Here is a 22,207-nt window from a genome sequence, read left to right as displayed (position 1 = left end):
CGCTCGCGATGACCATGAATGAGCATCACTCCCGAAGGGCTGACTCCATGCGCCTCACCGTGATCCGCACTGCCATCGCCGTCGCCGGACTGATATGTCTCGTCGTTGCCGTTCCTGCCGTTTCCCTCCATGCCGCCGCCACTTCGCGGGGCGCCGGGCTGGGCGCCGAGGATCGCCATCAGATCGAGCGCCTCGAACGCTACCTCAACGGGCTCGGCACCTTGCAGTCGCGGTTCCTGCAGGTGTCCTCCAACGGGGGAGTTGCGGAAGGTGATTTTTACCTGTGGCGGCCGGGGCGGCTCCGGATCGATTACGACCCGCCCGTGCCGGTCTTGATCATCGCCAACAACGGCCTCCTGGTCTACTTCGACCGCGAGCTGGAGCAGGTCAGCCACGTCCCGATCAACAGCACCCCCGCCGGCATTCTTACTCGAAACAACCTCTCCTTCGACGATCCGGAGCTGACCATCACCGGCTTCGAGCACGACGACAGGATGCTCCGGATCACCATCGTGCAGAGCGAGGACCCCCTCGAGGGCAGCGTCACGCTGGTGTTCAGCGACGACCCGATCCGCCTGCTGAAGTGGTCGGTGGTCGATGCCCAGGGCGTCACGACCGAGGTCACGCTGCTGGACACGCGCTTCGACGTGCCGCTCAATCCGGAGCTGTTCGTCTTTCGCAATCCGCGCTTCTACAGGGACGATTTTTAGCAGCCGCACGTGCTGCGTCACGTTACAGTGACAGGTGGCAGGACAATCGCGCAGACCGTTGCGCCGTGGCCCGGAGGCTTGCATGTCGGACGCCATTTGCCTCGGCGAGTTGCTGGTCGACTTCGTTCCCACCGAGACCGGAAAGGACCTGGTCGAGGCGTTAACGTTTCGAAAGGCGGCAGGTGGCGCTCCGGCCAATGTGGCCGTCGGGCTGAAGCGGCTCGGGGTCGACAGCAGCTTCATGGGGATGGTGGGGGTCGACCCGTTCGGCCATTTTCTCGCCCGGACGCTCGAGGCCGACGGCGTCGATATCGGTGCCCTCCGATACACCCGTCATGCGCCGACGGCGCTCGCCTTCGTATCGCTTCGCGCCGACGGTGAACGGGAATTCGTGTTCTTCGGCAACCCCAGCGCCGACAAGCTACTCGCCCCCACTGACATCGATCTCGGCGCCATCGCCCGCGCCAAGCTCCTCCATTTCGGCTCGATCAGCCTGTCGGCCGAGCCGGCCAGAAGCGCAACGCTGTTTGCGGCGGATGCGGCGCAGGAAGCCGGCGCGATGATCTCCTACGATCCAAACCTGCGGGTCTCGTTCTGGTCCGACGCGACCGCCGCACGCGACGGCATTCGGGCCGGCCTCGCCAAGGCCGACATCGTCAAGATCAGCGAAGACGAACTGAGCTTTCTCACCGGCGTCAACGATCCTGCGCAGGCGAAGGAGCATCTGTGGAACGACCGCACCAAGCTGATGGTCGTCACCAGCGGCCATGCCGGCTCCATCTACATTACCAGCGACTTCATGGGCCTCGTGCCAAGCTTCCATGTCAAAGCGGTCGACACCACCGGCGCCGGTGACGCGTTTACCGCCGGCCTCCTTGCCGGCCTGCTTCAGAACCGCGCCGCCATGCGCGACGAGGCGTTGCTGCGCGACGTGTGCCGGTTCGCCAACGCCGTCGGCGCTCTCACCGTCACCGGCCGCGGCGCCATTCCGTCCTTACCCACCCGCCGGCATGTGGAAAGGTTTCTCGAACAGCAAAGCGTGCAATAAGCGCCGCCTTGAATCCGGGGCCACGGGATAGGGGATGAGGCGATGACATCCGGGACATCCAAGACGCCGTTGGTCTACCGCGACATGGTGGTCCCGTTCGTGTTGCTGATCACGTGCTTCGCCGCCTGGGGTGTTGCGGCCAACATGACCGATCCCTTGGTCAAGGTGTTCAGCAAAATCTTCACGATGAGCACGTTCCAATCGGCTCTCGTGCAGTTCAGCTATTACGGCGCGTACTTCTGTCTGGCTCTACCGGCAGCGTTCATCAACAGGCGCTATTCCTACAAGGTCGGCGTTCTGACCGGCCTCGGCTTCGCGACGATTGGCGCCTTCCTGTTTTATCCGGCGAGCCAGATCATGACCTACGGCTATTTCCTGGCCGCCCTGTTCGTATTGGCCGCCGGGCTCTCGATCCTCGAGACCTCCGCGAACCCGTTCGTCATCGCCATGGGGCCGGAGGCCAACGCGACGCGACGCCTCAATCTCGCCCAGGCCTTCAATCCGGTGGGGACCAACCTCGGCGTGTTCCTGGCGGCGACGCTGATCCTGCCGAACCTCAACCAAGCGACAGGCGACGAACGCCGAGCCATGTCCGCGGAGGCGCTGCGCGCCGTCCAGACGGCGGAATTGAACGCGGTCATGACACCCTACGTCGGCATGGCCCTGGTGCTGTTGCTGATCTGGCTGGCGATCGCCTTGCTTAAGGTCCCGAAGACCCACGAAGCAACGGCGGAGGATCTGCAAGACGTGCATTTCGGCGCCACCCTCGGCAGATTGTTCCGCAATCGCCACTACCGGTTCGGCGTCATCGCCCAGTTCTTCAATGTAGCGGCGCAGACATGCACGTGGACCTTTACCATCCAGTACGTGCAGGAGGCGATCGGCGGCGACGAGGCCAACGCCGGACAGTATCTGCAATACAGCCTCCTGGTGTTTCTCGTGTCGCGCTTCGTCATGACTTGGATCATGGGCTATGTGCGGCCGGCGCTGCTGCTGATGGCGATGGCGATCGTGGGATCCGCCCTTGCCGCCTATGCGATCATCAGCCCCGACATCTCCGGCGTCTGGGCAGTCGTCAGCATCTCGGCCAGCCTGTCGCTGATGTTTCCCACCATTTACGGCATCGCTCTCCACGGTCTCAGGGAGGACACCAAGTTCGGCGCCGCGGGCCTGGTCATGGCGATCCTGGGCGGCGCCCTGATGCCGATGGTGCAGGGCGCGGCGATCGACAACTTCGGCGCCGCGACCTCCTACGTCGTGCCCGCGGCCTGCTTCCTGGTCGTCGCCGCGTACGGCGTGTTCGACCTGACCTCGAAGACGCGGTCCGCGCCGGCTCCTGAATCGAGGCGCACCAGATGAAGGGTCTCTGATCACCATGAGCGAAGAGAGACCGCAGCGAATGAGCGCCGAGCGCCGCCTCGTGTTGTGGCTGGTGATTGCGGCCGCGGCCGCGTTCGTGCTCTATCTGCTGCGGGCCGCGCTGCTGCCGTTCATCGTTGGCCTCGCGATCGGCTACCTGCTCGATCCCTTGGCCGATCGGCTCGAGCGGGCCCGGGTGCCGCGCGGGGCGGCGGCGGCGCTGATTGTTGCCGGGTTCGTCCTTGCGTTCGTCGCCGTGTTGATCGTCCTGATCCCGGTGCTGAGCGCCCAGATCGGCGATTTCATCGGCCGCCTGCCCCAGTACGCGGAAATGGCGCGAGACGCCATCACGCCCCACATCGCGGACCTCAAGGCCAGGCTCGGTCCGGGGCAGGAGCAGCAAATCGAGTCGTTCCTGCAGAGCTACGCCGGGAAGACCACGGAATGGGCGGGCAAGCTGCTGTCGGGGGTGCTGAGCGGCGGCGCCGCTGTCCTCAATCTGTTCGGCCTGCTCATCATCACCCCGGTGGTCGCCTTCTACCTGCTGCGCGACTGGGATCGGCTGGTGGCGCGGCTCGACGGCCTGCTGCCGCAGAAGGGCGGCCCCCGCATCCGCACCATCATGGGCGAGATCAACGATCGTCTGTCGGGCTTCCTCCGCGGCCAACTCATCGTGGTCCTGTTGCTTGGCGGCTGGTACGCCGTCGGACTTCTGGCGATCGGGCTCGATTTCGGACTCCTGATCGGGATCGGCGCCGGTCTGATCTCGGTCATCCCGTTCGTCGGCAACATCGTCGGCCTGGTCACCAGCATCGGCGTCGGCCTCGCCCAGTTCGACGGCTGGCTGCCGATCGTCCTCATTCTCGCGGTGTTCGGCACCGGCCAGGCGCTGGAGGGCTACGTGCTGCAGCCGAAGATCGTCGGCGACCGGGTAGGCCTGCATCCGGTGTGGCTGATGTTCGCCGTCATCGCCGGCACCGCGCTGCTCGGCCTCACCGGCGCGCTGCTGGCGGTCCCCGCCGCCGCCGTCGTGGGCGTGCTGGTGCGATACGGCATCGAGCGCTACCTGGAGAGCCCCCTCTACCGCGAACCCGAACTGCCGGTGTCCAAAAGTGGTACGCGAGGATCCCCCCCGACCGCGGGGGATTGAATGTGTGCAGGTTCTGGCGGCGCGGGGGGCTGTAGCGAGGAGCTACCGCTCCCCCGGCGTCAGGCGGCGGATTTCGCCATCGGACTGGTCGGTGAGGAGGTAGACGGCGCCTTCGGGGCCCTGGCGGACCTGGCGGATGCGGGCGCCCATGGGGATGCGCTCCTCATCAGTCACGGTTTCCCCATCCAGGCTGAGACGCACCAGCGCTTCGGAGCCGAGCCCGGCGATCAGCAGATCGCCCTGCCACTCCGGGAACAGGTCGCCGGTGTAGAAGGCCATGCCGGAGGGCGAGATGGCCGGGACCCAGTGGTAGACAGAGCCGGCGAAGTCGGGACGGGTCGGCGGGTCCGGAATATCGGCCCCGCCGTAGTGCCGCCCCCAGCTCACCAACGGCCAGCCGTAGTTGCGGCCTGCCTCCGGGATGTTGAGCTCGTCGCCGCCACGCGGCCCGAATTCCAGCGACCACAGAGCTCCGGTTTCCGGATGGATGTCTGCGCCCTGGACGTTGCGGTGGCCGTAGGACCAGATTTCCCGCATGGCGTCGCGGCGGCCGACGAACGGGTTGTCGCCGGGCGCCGAGCCGTCCGGAAGAATGCGGACGATGGTGCCGAGATGGTTGCCGAGGTCTTGAGCCGGCTCGAACTTGAAGCGCTCGCCCAGGGTCACGAAAAGGGCGCCGTCGGGCGCGAACGCGAGACGCGAGCCGAAATGGGCGCCGCCGCTCACCTTCGGCTGCTGGCGGAAGATGACCTCCGTATCGCGAAGCGCGGCCCCGTCCAGCCGTCCGCGCGCCACCGCCGTCGACGCGCCGCCGCTTCCAGGCTCGGCAAAGGACAGGTAGACGAGGCGGTTGGACGCGAACGCCGGATCCAGGGCCACGTCGAGGAGCCCGCCCTGGCCGTCCGCGAATACCTCCGGCGTGCCGGTCACCGGCCTTGACACTTTGCCGTCCGGCTCAACGATGCGGAGACGCCCCGGCCGTTCCGTCACCAGCATCCGACCGTCGGGCAGGAAAGCCAGCCCCCACGGATGCGCGAGCCCGGAGGCGGCCGTCTCGACCCGAACCGGACCGCTCTCGGTTTCTATGAGGCGCTCCGCAGCCCGCACCTGGAGCGGCGCTCCGACGACGAGAATGGAAAACAACAGCAGCGCCAGGTGGTTCATGTGCCCTTCTCCGAAACGCGCAGCGGCCGGGGCCGCTCGGTCGCGGTGAGCAGGATTCCCAGCCCGATCAGGACGACGCCGACCGCGTGGAACGGGTGCAGGCGCTCTCCTAGCAGCACGACCGCCAGCGCCGCGGCGAACAGCGGCGTCAGGTGCATGGACAGCCCGGCCCGGGTGGCGCCGATCACGGCGACGCCGCGGTTCCAACAGATGTAGGCGACGACCGACGCGAATACAGAAACGTAAGCAAGAGCGGTGATGTTGTCGAGAGTCAGGGCAAGTCCGCCGACCACCGCCAGTTCCCAAGCGTACAGGGGTGCGAGCATCACGAGACCGCAGGCGGTGATGGCAAGGATGGTCGCCAGCGACGGCCAGTCGTCCGGCACGTGGCGCAGCAGGAGGGCGTAGAGCGCCCAGGTGGGCACCGCCAACAGCATCCAGAGATCGCCGTCGGCGAGGCGCAGTCCCCTGAGCACCGCCACATCGCCGCGGACGATGATGACGCCGACGCCGACCAGCGACAGCGCGATTCCGAGGGCTTGACGCACGGACAGCGGCGTCCTGTCGAAGACATAGGACATGACCGGGATGACCAGCGGCGTGATGGCGAGGATGAGACCGGCGTTGGTGGCGGTGGTGGAGTGAAGGGCGGTGTAGACAAGAACGTGGAACAGACAGACGCCGGTCGCCGCCAGGGCCACCGCCAGCGGCCAGTGGCGCATGAAGGCGGCGCGGTGGCGCCACAGATCCCGGCCGGCAAACGGCAGCAGCACGAGGCCGGCGACGGTCCAGCGCCAGAACGTGAAGGCCACCGGCGGAATCTCGGCGTGCATGGCGCGTCCGAGCACGAAGTTGCCGGCCCAGCACAGGGCGGCGATGGCCAGAAGCATCCAAGCCGAGAAAGCGCCAATTCGCCGAACTTCCTCGCGGCGCTGACGTTGGCGGCCAATCTTCATGGACTGGATGTTGTGCCGGCGTCGGCATCGCCCAGGGCTCGCGCCAATGCGCAGAACTCCGCCACCGACAGATCCTCGGCGCGCCGGGTCGGCGCAATGCCGGCGCTCGCCGGGTCGAGGCGGAGAGATCTGAGGCTGCCGCGCAGCATCTTGCGGCGTTGCCCGAAGGCGGCCGCCGTGACCCGCTCCAGAGCCTCCCACGACGCCGGCGCCAGCGGCTCGGGACGCGGTATCAGGCTCACCACGGTCGACGTGATGCGCGGCGGCGGGGTGAAGGCGTTGCGGTCCACGTTGAACTCCCGCCGCACCGTGCACAGCCATTGCGTGATGACGGTGAGCCGGCCATACGCCGAAGCGCCGGGGTTGGCGGTCAGGCGGTCGGCGACCTCTTTCTGGAACATCAGCGTCAAGCCGGCGTAGTCGCCAATGTTTCGGAGCCACAGGAGCAGCAGCGGGATCGAGATATTGTAGGGCAGGTTGGCGACGATCTTGCGGGGCGGCGGCGCCAGCGATGCGGGGTCCACCGTCAGGGCGTCCGCCTCCACCACCTGGAGCCGATCGGAGACGGCGGCGGCCATTTCCCTCATTGCCGCGGCGGAGCGGGGATCTTTCTCGATGGCCACTACCCGTTCGGCGCCCGCCTCCAGCAGCGCGCGGGTGAGGCCGCCCGGTCCCGGCCCAACCTCGATCACCGACATCCCGGTGAGGTCGCCGGCGGCGCGCGCCACCCGGGCTGTCAGATTGAGGTCGAGCAAGAAATGCTGGCCAAGCGAGCGTCGAGCATCGAGCCCGTGGCGGGCGATGACATCGCGGACCGGCGGCAAAGACGGCAACGCGCGTGGCGGGCTCATCGGACGAACGTCGCGAGCCCGGCGCGCCGGCCGGCCATGGCCGCCGCCAGCTTCAGCGCCGCAACCAGGCTTTGCGCGTCCGCGACGCCGCGTCCGGCGATGTCGAAGGCGGTGCCGTGGTCCGGCGAGGTGCGTACGAACGGCAGCCCCAAAGTGACGTTGACTCCCTGGTCGAAGGCCAGCGCCTTCAGCGGGATGAGCGCCTGGTCGTGGTACATGCAGATGGCGGCGTCATAGCCGCAGCGCGCCGCCGCGGTGAACAGAGTGTCGGGCGGGACCGGCCCGAACGCGGCGAGGCCGCGCTCCCGCAGACGCGCGATTGCCGGGGCGACGATCTGCATTTCCTCGCACCCCATGTCGCCATCCTCGCCGGCGTGGGGATTGAGGCCGGCGACCGCCAGCCGCGGCCGGGCGATCCCGAAATCCCGCTGCAGGGCGTCGTGGGTCGTCGCCGCCGTTCGGACGATTGCGTCGCCATCGAGCGCATCGATGGCGTCCCGCAGCCTCATATGGATCGTCACCGGCACCACCCTCAACCCGCCGCCGACCAGCATCATCACCGGATACGCGCCGCCGCCGGCCAAGGCGGCAAGGAACTCGGTATGGCCGGGGAAGGCGAAGCCGCTGCGGTAGAGGGTCTTCTTGTGGATCGGGTTGGTGACTACGGCCCCGGCGGCGCCGGACTGGACCAACGCGACGGCGCGGGTGATGGCGGTGATGACGGCCGGGGCGTTGTCCGGGTTGGGCTGTCCCGGCACGACTTCCCCCGCCAGCGGCTGGTGCAGAACCGGCAGACCGGCGCCGAACGCCGCGCCGGCGTCCGCAATGTCCGCAATCGGGCGGATCGGAACATCAAGGCCGAGCAGCGTCGCCAGCCGCTCCAGACGGGCCGCGTCATCAATGACCGCGAACACCGGGATGGCTGGGTCGCCTTTGCGGCCAAGCCACGCTTTCAGGGCGATCTCGCCGCCGACGCCGGCCGGTTCGCCCATCGTCATTACGAGGGGCCGGATCGTGGGCGCGGCCGTCACGCTCATATGCGCCCCGGCGGCATTACCACTCACAGACGAATATCGATGAACGCTTCGCGCTGCAGATCCCGAAGCATGCGGCGCGCCGCGGCGCTCAGGCGTTCGTTCGCCAGCATCTGGCGAACCCTCTCGCGAGCCTCGGCATCGGTGGCGTCCTCCCGACGGTCACACACCATGAGCACGGAGATGCCCTCGTCGATGCGCACCGGCGCGCTTTTTTCGCCGACGGCGAGGGTGCGGACGGCGCTGCGCAGTGGCTCCTGGATCTCGTCCAGATCGACACGACCGAGGCTGTCGGCAGCCTCCACATCCGACTCGCCCGCCAATGCCTCCAGCTCTCCACAGCTGGCCGCCCCGGCTGCCAGGGACCGCGCCCGATCCATCCGGTTCTGCACGTCCTGCGGCGTCGGTTCCGGCGGCAGGGCGACCACCAGCCGGCTCAAGGTCATATCGATGGCGCCCCTCTGCAATCCTTCTGAAACCCGTTTGTCGATGACGACGATGATGTAGTAGCCGTTGACGGTGCGGATCGGCCGCGATAGCTCGCCGCGGTTCATGCGGTCCACAACCTCCCGCAGGTCGACCGGCAACTGCTCCGGGCGCACGTAGCCGAGATCACCGCCTGCCGCGGCAGTCGGCCCTTGCGAGAAGTTGCGCGCCAGTGCCGGGAAGCTGGCGCCGGACGCGATCTGCTGAAGCAGGCTGTCGGCCAGCTTGCGGACCTCCGCATCCTGGCCGGGGTCCGTGACCGGCAGGAAGATTTCTGCGATCCGGTACTCGGGCGTGCCGGCGTCCCGGCTCATGCGGTCGATGCGGGCGGCGACCTCGTCGTCCGTCACGTCCACCTTGCCGCGCATCTGGTTGGAGACGGCCTTGACCCAAGCGATCTCGGCCTCCACCTGATCCCGCAAGGTGCGCATGCTGACGCCGTTCTGGCGCAGGAACTCCGCAAGCTGCTCCGGCGGAACGCGCAATTGTCCGGCGATCTGGCTGAGGGCGCGGTCGACCTCCTCGCGGTCGGTGCGCACCTCGAGCCGCTTCGCTTCCTGGACCTTGAGCTGCTCATCGATCAGGCCGCGGAGCGCAATGCCGCGAAAGCGGCTGCGGTTGGCCTCGGTGTTCTGGAGGTTCGAGGTGGCCAGGAGGAGCGTGATGCGATTTTCCAGATCGGCTATGGAAATGATGTCGTCGTTGACCACCGCGGCGATGCGCAGCGTGTTCTGGCCCAGCACCGGCGTGGGCTGTCCGAGCAAAGCCGCCGCCGACGCCACGGCCAGAATCAAGGCGGCCACGCTCATCCGCAGAGAGGACGGGCGCCGCCCGCTCACAGCCCGAACCCCAGGTCGCCGATGGTCTTCAAGGCAATGCGGAAAAACAGGGAGTCCCTGGGTTCAAGATCACGGTCGCGGAATTCCTCGCGCAGCAGCCTGGTATCGAACAGGAAGCACTCGTCCTCGTAGGTCAGGCCGATGCCATACCGCAACTGCTGATTCTCGGCCAGGTCGCGGGTGCCGAAAATCCGGCCCCGCCAGAAGCGCGTCAGTTGCGACCGCGCCGTCATGGTCAGCTCCTCACGCCCCTGAAATTCATCGCCAGCCTCGTCGGCGAAATATACATATGTCCCGCTCAAGTACAGCGCCTTGAGGCCGCCGCCGAAACCCAGCTCGTTGCGGGCGAATGTCCATTCCGATTGGTCGACGCGGGTTCGATATTGCATGTCGAACCATGGCAGAAACGTCAGATCGACGGTGCCGACCAGATCCGACAGGTTGCCGTCGAGGCCGGACGCCGGCTCCGGCGAGGAATCGGCGTGGAAGCGATAGGATTGGCCGACGAAGGCGCTGGCGCTGCCGTCAGCCAGGCGGAACAGATCCCAGCCGAGACCGTAATTGATGCGGGCGCCCCCTTCCACCCGATCGAGCCCGGGAAACCGGTCGGTACTGATGACGTTGTTTTCCGCCAGCTCGACGTCGAGGCTGTCCTCGTTAGGGATCTCCTCCGGATTGCCGCCAATCGGCGACACGACGAACTGCACCACCGGTTCGATCACTTGGTCGAAAGCCTTGTCTGCGCGGACGAACGGCATCCGCCACTCGAGCGCCGCCTGCGGCCAGACGCGCCCGGTGACGCCGCTGAACGCGCCCGGCTCGCCCTCGATCTCTTGATCGCTGACGTGGTAGCCGTCGCCCCACAGGCCGGCTGAAAGCGTGTAGACGCCGCCGATAGGATCGCGGAACGGCACTTCATAGCCAGCACGGGTCGACAGCCGACGCGTGTCGGTTCCGTCCTCGCGGGTCAGCACGGCCAGGTTCGCGTCGAAGGTAGGGCGCCCGCCGAAGCGGTCTGCCGTCCCCACATGGTTGTAGTCGACGATCGGCAAGACCAACGGGATCTCCGCATCATCGACGCCATCCTCCAGCGACTGAAATGCATAGGCCCCGCCGGTCAGATAGTTGCGCCCGCGAAAGCCCTCGACGAACCCGCGCGACGTCAGTGTGCGCTCATTGCCGAAGCCGTAGCGGCGGAGATAGGTGTCGTCGGTGGTTCGGTCGAAGTCGACGCCGCCGCGCCACGTGTCGTTGATGTCGTACCGAAACTCGCTGAACACGTGCCCGAGGAATTCGCTGGAGTCATGCGCCCCGCTGCCGGACATCTGCAGCTCGCCCTTCTTCAGGCGCTGGCGGTATTCGAGCGCGAGGGCGGGCCCCTCCTTGGTCGTGATGATCGGCGTGATCGTCGCGTCTTTGGTGTCGTCTATCACCCAAAAGTACGGAGCCTGGACGATCAGGCCGAGCAGGGAGTCGTCGCCGAACGTCGGGACCAGAACGCCGCTCTTGCGTTTGACGCTTGGGTCGGGGTGCGACAGGTACGGAGTGTAGGCGATCGGCAGCCCGGCGAATTCGAGCCACGCGTCCGAGTAAGTAATCTCCTTGGCTTCCTGATCATGCACGATGCTGACCGCCTTGACCTGCCACAGCGGCGCCGCCCTCGGGTCCTCCGCGCAGAGGTTGCAAGGCGAGTATACGCCCTTTCGCATCTCTGTAAGGTTGCCGTCCTGGCGGCGTCCGCCGGCGGCGGCAAGCCGCGAGCCATCGGCGAGGAGGGCGCGAAAGTCCTCGATGACGCCGCTCTTGAGGTCCCCGGTGATCTCCATGTGCTCGGCGAACAGCACCTCGCCGGAGGACTCCAGCAGTGCGATGTTGCCGGTCGCAGTGACCAGATCAAGATTCTGGTTGTAGGTGACGGCATCGGCGAGCAGCACCCGATCGGCGTGGGAGATTTCCACGTTGCCGCTGGCGCGGACGATGGAGAGCGCCCGGTCGTGGCTGACTTCATCGGCGGTGAACAGGATCGGAAGATCCCGCTGGTCCGGGTCGAGCGCCGGCGACGCACCAGCCGCCTTCGCCGTGCCCGCTCCGATTCCCACGATCGTCAACAGGATGAGCGCTACTATGAACAGTCTCGTCGGCATCCCCAGGTGCTTCCTACCCATCCTCGAGGTGGAGCAAGGTCGACAGGCCCAACAGGGTCGCGACCACCGCCGGGGTCCAGGCCGCCAAAGCGATCGGCAGGCGATCTGACAGCCCGATCGCAAACACAACGTCCGAGAATATGTACAGCACAAAGCCCGACAATAATCCGCCGGCGACCACGTAGAGCGTTCCGCCCTTACGCGGATGGCGGAGGCTGAAACTGGCGGCTATGAGCACCATGGCGCACATCAGAAGCGGCGCCGCCAACAACGCATTGAACTGCAGACGGTGGGCGACTGCCGAGAACCCCGATCTTTCCAGGGTCGCAATGAATTCCGGCAGTTGCCAGAACGAAATCGTCTCGGGTGAGGCAAAGCTGTCCTGAATGCGGGCGACGGTCAAATCCGTCGGCAAGGTCAACTCGGCATGGAAGCGTGAGGGTTGTTCCGGGGTCATCTGCCAGGCGTCCCGCATCAGCCAGTGGCCGTTCTCCAGACGGGCGAAAGCGGCGTCGATGCGTTCGGCGAACGTGTCGGTCCCCTCATAGTTGAAAAACGAGACGTCGCGCAGCTCGATCCCGTTGTCTAATTGCAGAACGTGCTGGGCATGGACGACCGATTGGCCGGAGCCCCCAACCTGACGCAGCCACAGGCCGCTGTCGGAAATGGCCAGCGTGTTGCGCGACTGGTCGATCAGGAACGCTTCTTCCCGCTCGTAACGGGCGAAGAAGGTGGCGGACAATGGGTTGAACACGGTGATCTGGAGCACCCCTAACGCGAAGGCGACGAACAGGACCGGGACCAGGAACTGCCATGCCGAAACGCCGGAGGCGCGCACCACCGTCAGCTCATGGTTCCGCGACAGGCGCCAGAACAGGAGAATGCCCGCGAACAGACCGGCGAACGGAAAAGTGCGTTGGCCCATGTAAGGCAGCTTCAGCAGCGCCATCTCCAGGACCATGCCGAAGCCGACGTGGGGCCGGCCGGCGGTCCGCCGCAACAGCTCGATGCTGTCGGCGAGCAGAATGATGACCAGGAACAGCGCTATCATCACAAGGAACGCCAACAGGTAGTGGCGGCCGATGTAGACGGAGAGGGTTGGCGAAAGTCGCACGCGAGTCGGTTCCAATCCCTAGTGCAGCGGTGCATTCAAAGAGTGCACGGTCGCTGCACGCAACCAATTGATTCTAGTGCACGATTTGACCCAGTCAGATGTACCATCTGAATGGGTCTGTGCACTAGGCGCTCAGCCCTCGGTCATCCTGAAGCGGGCAGGCAGCCCGCCAAGTTGCGGCTGGTGTAACAGAACGAACAAACCGCCGGCGGCCGGCAGCAGAATACCTGCGTACATCAACGGCAGGAATGCCAGGTTGCGCGCCGCGACGTTCTCGATTGCCAAGCTCGCCATGGCGAAGGCGGTGACCAGCGCGATGGCGACGAGGCTCGCGCGAAGCTGGCCGCTGCGCCGGAAGCGGCCGGTCAACAGGGCGGCGACGCCGATCAGGGTAAAGCCCACCGACGCCACCGGCGCGGTCAGGCGCCGGTGCGCCTCGACGATGAACTTGCCATAATCCCGTTCGGGGACGCCGGGGTCGTTGCGCACGTCGAACAACTCCGAGAGCGAGCGCTCACGCGCCTCCCGGAAGCGGTTGGCCGGAGTCTGCCGCCTCTGGTCGAGATCAAAGGCGTACCGGTCGAAATAGAGAATGGAGAATTTGTTGCTTTCTTCGTCCACTTGTTGGCGCGATCCGTTGAACAGCACCACGCGCGCCCCCTCGTCCGTCTGCACCAGCGCTCCCCGCTCGGCCATCAGCGTATAGGTGTCGGCGCGATCGCGCGCATCGTGAACCAGGATGCCGCGCAGCGATCCGTCGCTCGACCGCTCGCGGACATAAACAGTGATACCCTTGCCGAAGTCGGCGAAGGCGCCCTCCTCCAGCAGAACGTGGGAATAGTTGTAACGGATATCCCACTGCAGCTCCTTGAAGGTGCGGTGCGCCGCCGGGATCACGGTGAAGTAGAGCGCATACGCTGCCGCAGTCGCCGCGGCGGCGGTGACCAGGGCCGGTTTGGCGAGGCCCAGAGGGCTCACTCCCACGGCCGCCAGCACCACCGCTTCCCGGTCGTTGAGGAGGCGCGCATACGTGAACAGCACCGCGACGAAAACTGCCACCGGCAGAATGACCACCAGGAAGTCCGGCAGCAATAGCATGATCAGATGAAAGAACGTGCCGGTCCCGAGGCCGCGGTTGACGATCAAGTCGACGAATCGCAGCGACTGGCTCAGCCATAGCACGCCGGTCAGGCCGGCGGTCACGAACACGATGCCGATGCCGAGCTGTCGGATGACGTTACGATCGAACGGGGTCATGGTCGGCGGATCAAGGAATCCCGGTCAGCGACGGAGCACGGCGCGCCGGTCACGACATCGGCGCAGCCGTATGACACTGGGGAAAAAAGCGAAAAACATCAAGAACAAAACCCCATGGCGGGGCTCGCGTGCGCGCATCGCGGGGCCGCATACCAGTGGGCCGCCACGCTTCCGCTTGCTCGCCGCCGCTCCCCTCATCCGCCGACGTCCGGAACCTGCGCGACTAGAACGACATTGATAAACGTGACGGTTTCATGACAGAACTTTGGTTGGCTGCGGCGCCGCCGAATCGAGTTGCAGGGCAAGGTTCAGTTGGAAAGCACGACGCACGTCAGGATGGTCTTCGTTCGGGCCGGTGCGACCGAGCGCTGGCTCCCGCTGGCGCTGCTGCTCGCGCTTGCGGCCATGGCGGTGGCCCTGCTTCCAATACCGGAGTGGTACCACCTGCTGATCGTCAGCGAGCGCGGCATCATCGAGAACGGGACGGTCGCCCTCAGCCTCGCCGGCGCCGTTTATGCGTGGCTGCTGTTCCGGTACTGGAGGTCGGTTTCGGACCGCCTGACGAGCCTGTGGTACCTGGGGTTCGTCATCGGCCTCGTTATCCTGGCGGGCGAGGAGATCAGTTGGGGGCAGCAGTGGTTCGGCTGGATGACGCCGCGCGGGTTCGCGCAGATCAACATTCAGGGAGAGACGAACCTGCACAACCTGAGCGGTTGGAGCGAGCAAGTGCCCAAGTTGCTGATGGCAGGGGCCGTGCTGGTCACCGGTGTGCTGTGGCCCTTGTACGCGTCCCGCCGCCGCCACGCTGCCCACCTCCTCGGCGACGGTCTGCGGCGGATCTGGCCGCCTGAAACGCTGTGGGCGAGCGCGGTTATCGCCTTCGGCCTATGGTTGACCGGGCGCCTGGTCATCGGTCTCGATCTGGACGATGATCTCATCCGCCCCTACGTCGTGCCGTTGAAGGAAGGGCACGAGCTTTTTCTAATCCTTTACGTGACCCTGTACTTGCGGAGCGCCTGGAGCACGCGGCAGAGCGTCCGCGAGCAACAGCAACGCGTGAATTCCTACAAGTGCCGGGCAGGATCGAGGCCGGTCAACGCCCCTCCGCTCCGCTCGACCCCCGCCCGCAGACCTCCCGAACGTGTCAGGTAGGAGTCCGCGAAGAAGCGCGCCGAGAGCAGTTTGGCCCGGTAGAAATGGGGATCTCCTTGGCCCGAGGCCAGCCCGCGCGCCGCGACCATTGCGCCTTTCGCCATCAGCCAGCCGCCGGCGACGGTGCCGAGCAGCAGCAGATAGGGCACCGCGCCGGCAGCAGCGCGTTTCGGGTCGGCGGGGTAGGCGTTCAGCAGCCAGTCGGTGGCCGCGGACAGGTCGGCCGTTGCGGTCGCCAAGACATCGCCGATGACCCGCGTGTCGTCCCCGGCGGCCGCCGCGGCCTGGCGGTCGAACCCGCTGATCGTCGCGATCAGCGCGCGAACCGTTTCGCCATTTTCCCGAACGACCTTGCGGCCCACCAGATCGTTGGCCTGGATGCCGTTGGTGCCTTCGTAGATGGCGGCGATGCGGGCGTCGCGCAGGTGCTGCGGCGCGCCGCTCTCCTCGATGTAGCCCATCCCGCCGAGGACTTGTATGCCGGTGTTGGCCACCTCAATGCCGATCTCCGTCGACCATGCCTTGACCACCGGCGTCAGCAGCCCGACCAGCGCGTCGTTGCGGCGCCGCACTGATTCGTCCGGGTGGCGATTGGAGACGTCGAGACAGGCGCTGGTGTAATACGCCAGGGCGCGCGCTGCCTCGGTCTGTGACTTCATGGACATCAGCATACGCTGAACGTCCGGATGGTGGGCGATTGTCACCGGCGACGGATCGGCGCCGCCGAGCATGCGGCCCTGGACGCGCTCCAGGGCGTATGCGCGGGCGAGCTGGTAGGCGCGCTCGGCGATGCCCACCCCCTCGAGCCCGACCGACAGACGGGCGTTGTTCATCATCAGAAACATGTGGGCGAGGCCGGCGTTCTCCTTGCCGATCAGGTAGCCTACGGCGCCGCCGTCGTCGCCGAACGACATTACCGCCGTCGGGCTGCCGTTGATGCCGAGCTTGTGCTCGATGGACACGCAGCGAAGATCGTTGCGCTTGCCGACGCCGCCGTCCGGGTTCGGAATGAGCTTCGGCACCAGGAACAGCGACAGGCCGCGGGTCCCCGGCGGTCCGTCCGGCGAGCGGGCCAGCACCATGTGGATGATGTTTTCCGCCATGTCGTGCTCGCCGTGGGTGATGAAGATCTTCTGGCCCACCAGCCGATAGCCGTCGCCGTCCCGGAACGCACGGGTGCGCACCTGCGCCAGATCTGACCCCGCCCCGGCCTCGGTCAAATTCATCGTCCCGGTCCACTCGCCGGAAACCATCTTAGGCAGATAGGTCGCCTTCAGGTCCTCGGTGCCGTAAGCGTGAAGAAGTTCGGACGCGCCCTGGCTCAGCATCGGGCACAGGCCGAACGCCATGTTGGCGGAATGCCACACCTCGGTCACCGCCGTCGCCACCAGCCACGGCAGGCCCTGGCCGCCGTACTCAGGGTCGAAAGGCACGCTGTTCCAGCCGCCGTCGACGAACTGGCGATAGGCGTCGCGGAAGCCGTCGGGGGTGCGCACGACGCCGTTGTCCCAATGGCAGCCCTGGGTGTCGCCGATGGCGTTGATGGGCGCCAGTACCTCGGCGCCGAACTTGCCAGCTTCCTCCAGAATGGCGTCGACCAGATCGGGCGTGACCTCTTCGCAGCCGGGCAACGCGGCAACCGTCTTGAGATCGGCGAGTTCGTTGATGACGAACCGCATGTCGCGCACGGGTGCGGCATATGTCATGGTCGTCGGCCCTCCCTGGTTCGTTTCCTCGGTTGCTGAGCGGTCGCAGCGGCGGCAAGCGAAGCCGTTACGGTAAAGTAGTCGCTACCGGAACGAGCGTCAATTTGCCGACCGTGCGACGCCGCCGTCCGCCGCCCGTTGCGGACGCGGAGGCAAAACGTCACGGAAGTGTCGCGAAAGTTTCGAGGTTTGACGCTTTAATGCAGGCATCGACGGCAACAGCCTGCATTAAGGTGTTGCTCACGCCCGGCGGGACGTGCTCGGGCGCGGCGGCAGCTTGCGGAGTGGTCAGAGTGGGCACCGGATGGAGGGCAGGAGGGATGAACGACAGGACGAGATCATCGGGTCGTGACGCCGACGCGGCGGACGAAGGGCTTCCGGCGCAGACGCCGGCGGTTCCGACGCTCGGCGACGTGATTGCGCTCCGTCTCGGGCGGCGTGAGATGCTCATGGGATCGCTGGCGGTCACGGCCATCGGTGCGGCGGGCGGTCTGTTGTCCTGGGTGGCGCCCGCCGCCGGGGCGGCAGCCTCCCGCTTCAAGTTCCGAGAGATCGCGCACGGTGTGGACGAGACCCACCACGTGGCTCCAGGGCACGACGCCCGGATCCTGATCCGCTGGGGCGACCCCGTCGTCTCCGGCGCGCCGCCGTTCGATCCGATGAACCAGAGCGCCGCCGCCCAATCGCAGCAGTTCGGCTACAACAACGACTACATCGGCTATCTAGGCCTCCCCTTCGGCTCCGCCAACACGGCGCGCGGCGTCCTCTGTGTCAATCACGAATACACCAGCGAAGAGGTGATGTTCCCCTCCGGCGACTTCTATGGCCGCGGCGATCTCGATAGTGCGACGCGCGAGCGCGTCGACGTCGAGATGGCTGCTCACGGCACTTCGGTGCTCGAGGTGCAGCGGGACGAAACGGGCTGGCGCGTGGTCGGGGACGGCGATCTCAATCGCCGCATCACCGCGCTCGCGACGGAATTCGAGCTGAGCGGCCCGGCGGCGGGCGACGCCCGAGTCCGGACTCTCGCGGATCCGTCCGGACTCAGAGTCATCGGCACGATCAACAACTGCGCCGGCGGAATGACGCCGTGGGGTACGTATCTGAGTTGTGAGGAGAACTTCCACACGTACTTCTGGGGAACGCTTGCAGAGGACCATCCGGAGCACGCCAACTATAAGCGCTATGGCCTCGGGAAGCCCGGCTATGCCTGGGGACGGTTTCACGACCGTTTCGACATCAACAAGGAGCCGAACGAGGCCAACCGCTTCGGCTGGATCGTCGAGATCGACCCCCTCGACCCTGCGTCGACGCCGAGGAAGCGCACCGCGCTTGGCCGCTTCAAGCACGAGGGCGCCGAGACGATCGTCAACACCGACGGTCGCGTCGTCATCTATTCGGGCGACGACCAGCGCTTCGAATACCTCTACAGGTTCGTGAGCGACGGCATTTTCGACGCGGCCGACCGTGCCGCCAACATGGACCTGCTCGACCGTGGCACCCTCTCCGTCGCTCGCTTCCTCGACGACGGCCGCATCGAGTGGCTGCCGCTGGTGCACGGCGAGAACGGGCTGACCGCCGAGAACGGCTTCGCGAGCCAGGCCGACGTGTTGATCGAAACCCGGCGCGCGGCGGACGTCCTCGGCGCCACGCCGATGGATCGGCCCGAAGACGTCGAAGCCGATCCCGCCTCCGGCAAGGTGTTCGTGTTGCTGACCAACAACTCCAAGCGCGAGCCGGAGCAGACGGACGCCGCCAATCCGCGCGCCGAGAACCGCTTCGGCCACATCATCGAGATCGCGCCGGCCGGCGGCAATCACGCCGCCACGGGGGGAACGTGGGAGATCCTGGTGCTGTGCGGCGATCCGGCCAAACCCGAGGTCGGTGCGCGCTGGAATGCGGCGACCAGCGAAAACGGCTGGTTCGCCTCGCCGGACAATTGCGCGGTGGATCCGCAGGGTCGCTTGTGGGTGGCGACCGACCAGGGCTCCAGCTGGGCGAAGACCGGCACCGCCGACGGCGTCTGGGGACTGGAGACCGAGGGGGAACTCCGCGGCACCGGGAAAATGTTCTTCCGGGTGCCAATCGGCGCCGAGATGTGCGGCCCGCAATTCACGGCGGACGGCCGCACCCTGTTCGTCGCGGTCCAGCATCCGGCGACCGACGGCACCGAGGATTATCCGGGGTTCGAGCGCAAGTCCACATTCGAGGACCCGGCGACCCGCTGGCCCGACTTCAAGGACGACATGCCCCCCCGCCCGTCCGTTGTCGTCATCACCAAAAACGACGGCGGCATGGTCGGCGAATGAGGGCGGGTTGATCTCGCGCGGCGCGCACGCCGTGCGCCGCGCTCCGGAAGCGGCGGCCAGAGGCGCGGCGGATCAGCTTCTGTTCCAGACGGAAACGCGATCGCGACCGCCACGCTTCGCGGCGTAGAGGGCCTGATCGGCCCGCTCGACGGCGTTCTCGATGCCGTGGCCGCCAATCAGGGGCGCGATCCCGACCGACACGGTTGTTCTGACCTCGCCATGCCGCGTTGTCTTGACCTCGCCGTGCCGCTCGATGGTGATGGGCGTCTCCGCAACGGTCAGCCGCAGCCGCTCCAGAATGGTCCACGCGTCCATCGGCCGGGCGTTCGGCAGGCACAACAGGAACTCGTCGCCGCCGAAGCGGAACACCGCATCGTAAGGCCGGGTGCCGGACACCAGCAACGAGGCGACGGTCTGCAGCACCACATCACCGGCGGTGTGGCCGTACTTGTCGTTCACCGGTTTGAACATGTCCAGGTCGACCATAGCGACGCAGCACGACTGGCTGCCGCGGGCGTGGCGGTCGGCTTCGATTCGGAGCCGGGCCCACATGGCCTGGCGGTTGCCGAGGCCGGTCAACGGATCGACATTGGCCACGAGGCTCCAGATGTCGTTCTGGATCTGACGGAGCGCCACCGTCATGTCCAGAACCATATCCATGAACCAGCTGTAGGCTTCGGCGGGGACTTCGCCGTGGGCGTTCACGGCGCGGGCGAGAGCTTCGGCGTGGGCCGTCATGCTCTGGTGCTTTTCGTACAGGAGCACGAACGACGGGTGGCTTCGCAGGTACGGATCTTCTCGGGCCTCGCTCCACGCCTGCATCGGAAAGACGTCCGCGTCCCCCTCGGCGCCCGCATCGGGGGCACGCCGCAAGAGGATGCGGAAGTGCCAGTGCTTCAGCCAGTGCGCGTGCTCACCTGCGATCCTGTCCAGCAAATGCAGTGCATGCAGAGCAAGAGAAGGTCCGCCGGAGCCCATTAGCACGCCTCGGCCGACCGTCTCCGTGGTGTCCGGCAGCCTCGAAGAGTCGCCCAACGCGTCCCGGTTTCCACTCACGTCTGAAAGCCAATCATCGAGCACCCCATTGTCTGGTCCGCAACTCGATCGAGCCCATGCCGTGCTGTGCGGGAGCCGTATTCTGCCGTTCTTGCGACGCACCCTACACCGGTTCGGGGCAAGCACAATCCCAAAAGGGTTCATCGTTCGAATGGGTTAGCTTACGTACCTAATTCGGTTACCTCGTCCGGGACCGTTTCCGGACCCAAGCGAGGCTGATACGATGACGCGCCAGGGTTGGCTGCGCCGTGCCAGGGGAAGGTGGCACGCAGAACCCGGTCCAATTGTGGGAGCTCGATGTCGACCCCCACGTCCCGGAGGGACGTCACCCCGTGCCCGACAACGCCACACGGGACAATGCCCGCGAACCGCCGGAGGTCCGGCGACACGTTGACGGCGATCCCGTGGTAAGTGACCCACCGGCGGATGCGGACCCCGATCGCCGCAATCTTGGCCTCGCTGCCGTCTTTCAGGACCACCCAAATGCCGACGCGGCCGTCGCGCCGATCCCCGTGCACCCCGAAGGCGGCCAATGACGCGATGATCCAGTCCTCCAATCCCCGCACGAACAGACGCACGTCGGCGCCTCGTTGGCGGAGATCCAGCATGACGTAGGCAATGCGCTGGCCGGGGCCGTGGAATGTGTAGCGTCCGCCGCGTCCGGTGGCGACGACGGGGACGCCGGCCGGATCCAGGAGCTCCTCCGGCCGGGCGCTGGTCCCGGCCGTGTAAACCGGATCGTGCTCCAGCAACCACACCGCCTCTCGTTCGGCGCCGGCGCGGATATCGGCGACGCGCGCCTCCATCGCGTTCACCGCGAGCCGATAGTCCACGGGGGCGGAACTGATCAGCCACTCCACGCGCTCTGCCGCGTCCACGGCGCCGTCCCTACGATGCTGCTCCCATCCGGCGGTCCACGGGACTCGATCCGCTGGCCGAGGTCCGACGCTCTCTGCGATGGCGGGCAAGGTTGTCGATTTCACGTTCGTTCACCTGTTCTTTTCGGCCCAGCCTTGACCGGCCCAGCCTTGACCGGCCCAGCCTTGACCGGCCAAGTCTTGATCGAAGTGCCGCGATCTGTTATTCGCACTCTATCAGACGGCAGGCATCGATCCTGCCGCAAGCCTTTTGCGGTCGTGGCGGAATTGGTAGACGCGCAGCGTTGAGGGCGCTGTGGGGGAGACCCCGTGGAAGTTCGAGTCTTCTCGACCGCACCAGATGACGGGCCGGTCCGCTGACCGCCTCGGACCGTTGGTTGATCCAGCGCCGAGCGGTCATTTCATGCGATCAAGCGGTACGCGGCGGCCACATTTGCGAGCCATGACGTTGCCGCCGGCGTCGGCAGCACGCTGCGATCGGCATGAGGACGAAAGGCCGTCGATGTGACCGATGTCGAGCGCCAGGCAGAGGAGGATGCCGCCCGGACGGAGCCGGGGAGGGCTTTGAGCTCGAGTCCACGTTCATCGACGCGGTCGCGGATGCCCTCCAGCGGGACGATCGCGCTCAGCTTCATGACCTGATCGCCGACGTCCACGACGCGGACGTCGCTGACCTGCTCCAGAGCCTGGACGGCGAACGCCGCCGCGATTTCGTGGAAGCGACGCGCGCCGATTTTCGCCCGCAGGTTCTCGCGGAGCTCAACGAGACTGTCCGTGACGAGGTCATGGAAGTCCTCGGTCCGCAAGAAACGGCGGCAGCTCTCACCGCGCTCGAGACGGACGATGCCGTCCTCGTTCTGTCGGAACTGGGCGCCGCGGAGCAGCGACAGCTCCTCGACGAAATCCCCGCCGAAGAACGGGCGCTCATCGAGGAAGGTCTCGGCTATCCGGAGTACAGCGCCGGGCGGCTGATGCGCCGTGAGTTGGTGGCGGT

18 protein-coding genes and 1 tRNA gene (1 of these 19 only partly in view) are annotated in these 22,207 nt (G+C 66.4%); 8 read left to right on the top strand and 11 right to left on the bottom strand.

The window, feature by feature from the left end:
• Positions 1-47: 47 nt before the first annotated feature.
• The 4 genes from IPM60_15905 to IPM60_15890 all read left to right on the top strand — a co-directional run bounded on the left by IPM60_15905 (position 48) and on the right by IPM60_15890 (position 4,267).
• On the top strand, positions 48-710 hold the full coding sequence (locus IPM60_15905; protein ID MBK8909295.1) for an outer membrane lipoprotein carrier protein LolA: 663 nt from the start codon (positions 48-50) through the stop codon (positions 708-710).
• Positions 711-792: 82 nt separating this feature from the next.
• Complete coding sequence (locus tag IPM60_15900; protein ID MBK8909294.1) at positions 793-1,758, top strand: fructokinase; 966 nt, start codon at positions 793-795, stop codon at positions 1,756-1,758.
• A gap of 42 nt (positions 1,759-1,800) precedes the next feature.
• Positions 1,801-3,117, top strand: coding sequence for an L-fucose:H+ symporter permease (fucP, locus tag IPM60_15895; protein ID MBK8909293.1), 1,317 nt, complete (start codon positions 1,801-1,803; stop codon positions 3,115-3,117).
• Between the two features lie 16 nt (positions 3,118-3,133).
• Positions 3,134-4,267: an AI-2E family transporter gene (locus IPM60_15890; GenBank protein MBK8909292.1), complete on the top strand. Its 1,134-nt coding sequence runs from the start codon at positions 3,134-3,136 to the stop codon at positions 4,265-4,267.
• 42 nt (positions 4,268-4,309) lie between these two features.
• Here IPM60_15890 and IPM60_15885 read toward each other — a convergent pair whose 3' ends face one another.
• The 8 genes from IPM60_15885 to lptF all read right to left on the bottom strand — a co-directional run bounded on the left by IPM60_15885 (position 4,310) and on the right by lptF (position 14,112).
• Complete coding sequence (locus IPM60_15885) at positions 4,310-5,431, bottom strand: PQQ-dependent sugar dehydrogenase (GenBank protein MBK8909291.1); 1,122 nt, start codon at positions 5,429-5,431, stop codon at positions 4,310-4,312.
• Positions 5,428-6,387 carry a DMT family transporter gene (locus IPM60_15880; protein ID MBK8909290.1) on the bottom strand — a complete coding sequence of 320 codons (960 nt, stop codon included), beginning with the start codon at positions 6,385-6,387 and terminating at the stop codon, positions 5,428-5,430. The genes IPM60_15885 and IPM60_15880 overlap by 4 nt, the downstream gene beginning before the upstream one ends.
• Positions 6,384-7,238, bottom strand: a complete 855-nt coding sequence (rsmA, locus tag IPM60_15875) for a 16S rRNA (adenine(1518)-N(6)/adenine(1519)-N(6))-dimethyltransferase RsmA (GenBank protein ID MBK8909289.1) — start codon at positions 7,236-7,238, stop codon at positions 6,384-6,386. The genes IPM60_15880 and rsmA overlap by 4 nt, the downstream gene beginning before the upstream one ends.
• Entirely contained in the window at positions 7,235-8,275 is a 1,041-nt protein-coding gene (gene pdxA, locus IPM60_15870; protein ID MBK8909288.1) for a 4-hydroxythreonine-4-phosphate dehydrogenase PdxA, read from the bottom strand. The genes rsmA and pdxA overlap by 4 nt, the downstream gene beginning before the upstream one ends.
• A 23-nt stretch (positions 8,276-8,298) precedes the next feature.
• The gene (locus IPM60_15865) at positions 8,299-9,561 is read right to left on the bottom strand and encodes a peptidylprolyl isomerase (protein MBK8909287.1); all 1,263 of its coding nucleotides are present in this window, start codon (positions 9,559-9,561) and stop codon (positions 8,299-8,301) included.
• A gap of 32 nt (positions 9,562-9,593) precedes the next feature.
• Entirely contained in the window at positions 9,594-11,741 is a 2,148-nt protein-coding gene (locus tag IPM60_15860) for an LPS-assembly protein LptD (GenBank protein MBK8909286.1), read from the bottom strand.
• A 13-nt stretch (positions 11,742-11,754) separates the two neighbouring features.
• Positions 11,755-12,855 (bottom strand): LPS export ABC transporter permease LptG, encoded by a 1,101-nt coding sequence (gene lptG / locus IPM60_15855; GenBank protein ID MBK8909285.1) that lies wholly within the window; start codon positions 12,853-12,855, stop codon positions 11,755-11,757.
• 132 nt (positions 12,856-12,987) lie between these two features.
• Complete coding sequence (gene lptF / locus IPM60_15850; protein ID MBK8909284.1) at positions 12,988-14,112, bottom strand: LPS export ABC transporter permease LptF; 1,125 nt, start codon at positions 14,110-14,112, stop codon at positions 12,988-12,990.
• A gap of 336 nt (positions 14,113-14,448) precedes the next feature.
• Between lptF and IPM60_15845 the strand changes: the two genes are divergently transcribed.
• The gene (locus tag IPM60_15845) at positions 14,449-15,264 is read left to right on the top strand and encodes a hypothetical protein (GenBank protein MBK8909283.1); all 816 of its coding nucleotides are present in this window, start codon (positions 14,449-14,451) and stop codon (positions 15,262-15,264) included.
• Here the strand turns inward: IPM60_15845 and IPM60_15840 are convergent.
• Positions 15,177-16,970 (bottom strand): acyl-CoA dehydrogenase, encoded by a 1,794-nt coding sequence (locus tag IPM60_15840; GenBank protein ID MBK8909282.1) that lies wholly within the window; start codon positions 16,968-16,970, stop codon positions 15,177-15,179. The two genes, IPM60_15845 and IPM60_15840, sit on opposite strands and share 88 nt — an antisense overlap.
• 320 nt (positions 16,971-17,290) lie before the next feature.
• Here IPM60_15840 and IPM60_15835 point away from each other — a divergent pair, with 320 nt between their 5' ends.
• Positions 17,291-19,279 (top strand): PhoX family phosphatase, encoded by a 1,989-nt coding sequence (locus IPM60_15835; protein MBK8909281.1) that lies wholly within the window; start codon positions 17,291-17,293, stop codon positions 19,277-19,279.
• Between the two features lie 72 nt (positions 19,280-19,351).
• Here IPM60_15835 and IPM60_15830 read toward each other — a convergent pair whose 3' ends face one another.
• On the bottom strand, positions 19,352-20,335 hold the full coding sequence (locus IPM60_15830; protein MBK8909280.1) for a diguanylate cyclase: 984 nt from the start codon (positions 20,333-20,335) through the stop codon (positions 19,352-19,354).
• A gap of 161 nt (positions 20,336-20,496) precedes the next feature.
• Positions 20,497-21,213: a lipoyl(octanoyl) transferase LipB gene (gene lipB, locus IPM60_15825; protein ID MBK8909279.1), complete on the bottom strand. Its 717-nt coding sequence runs from the start codon at positions 21,211-21,213 to the stop codon at positions 20,497-20,499.
• A 252-nt stretch (positions 21,214-21,465) separates the two neighbouring features.
• Here lipB and IPM60_15820 point away from each other — a divergent pair.
• Together IPM60_15820 and mgtE are read left to right on the top strand one after the other, a co-directional pair.
• Positions 21,466-21,552 (top strand) — tRNA-Leu (locus tag IPM60_15820).
• Positions 21,553-21,695: 143 nt separating this feature from the next.
• On the top strand, positions 21,696-22,207 hold the start of the coding sequence (mgtE, locus tag IPM60_15815) for a magnesium transporter (protein ID MBK8909278.1). It continues 922 nt past the right edge of the window; 512 of the gene's 1,434 nt are visible here — the first part of the coding sequence; the start codon lies at positions 21,696-21,698; its stop codon lies beyond the right edge, outside the window.

Source organism: Rhodospirillales bacterium, assembly GCA_016710335.1.
GTDB lineage: Bacteria > Pseudomonadota > Alphaproteobacteria > Rhodospirillales > Defluviicoccaceae > JADJXQ01.
This window is presented reverse-complemented; position numbering and strand designations above follow the sequence as displayed.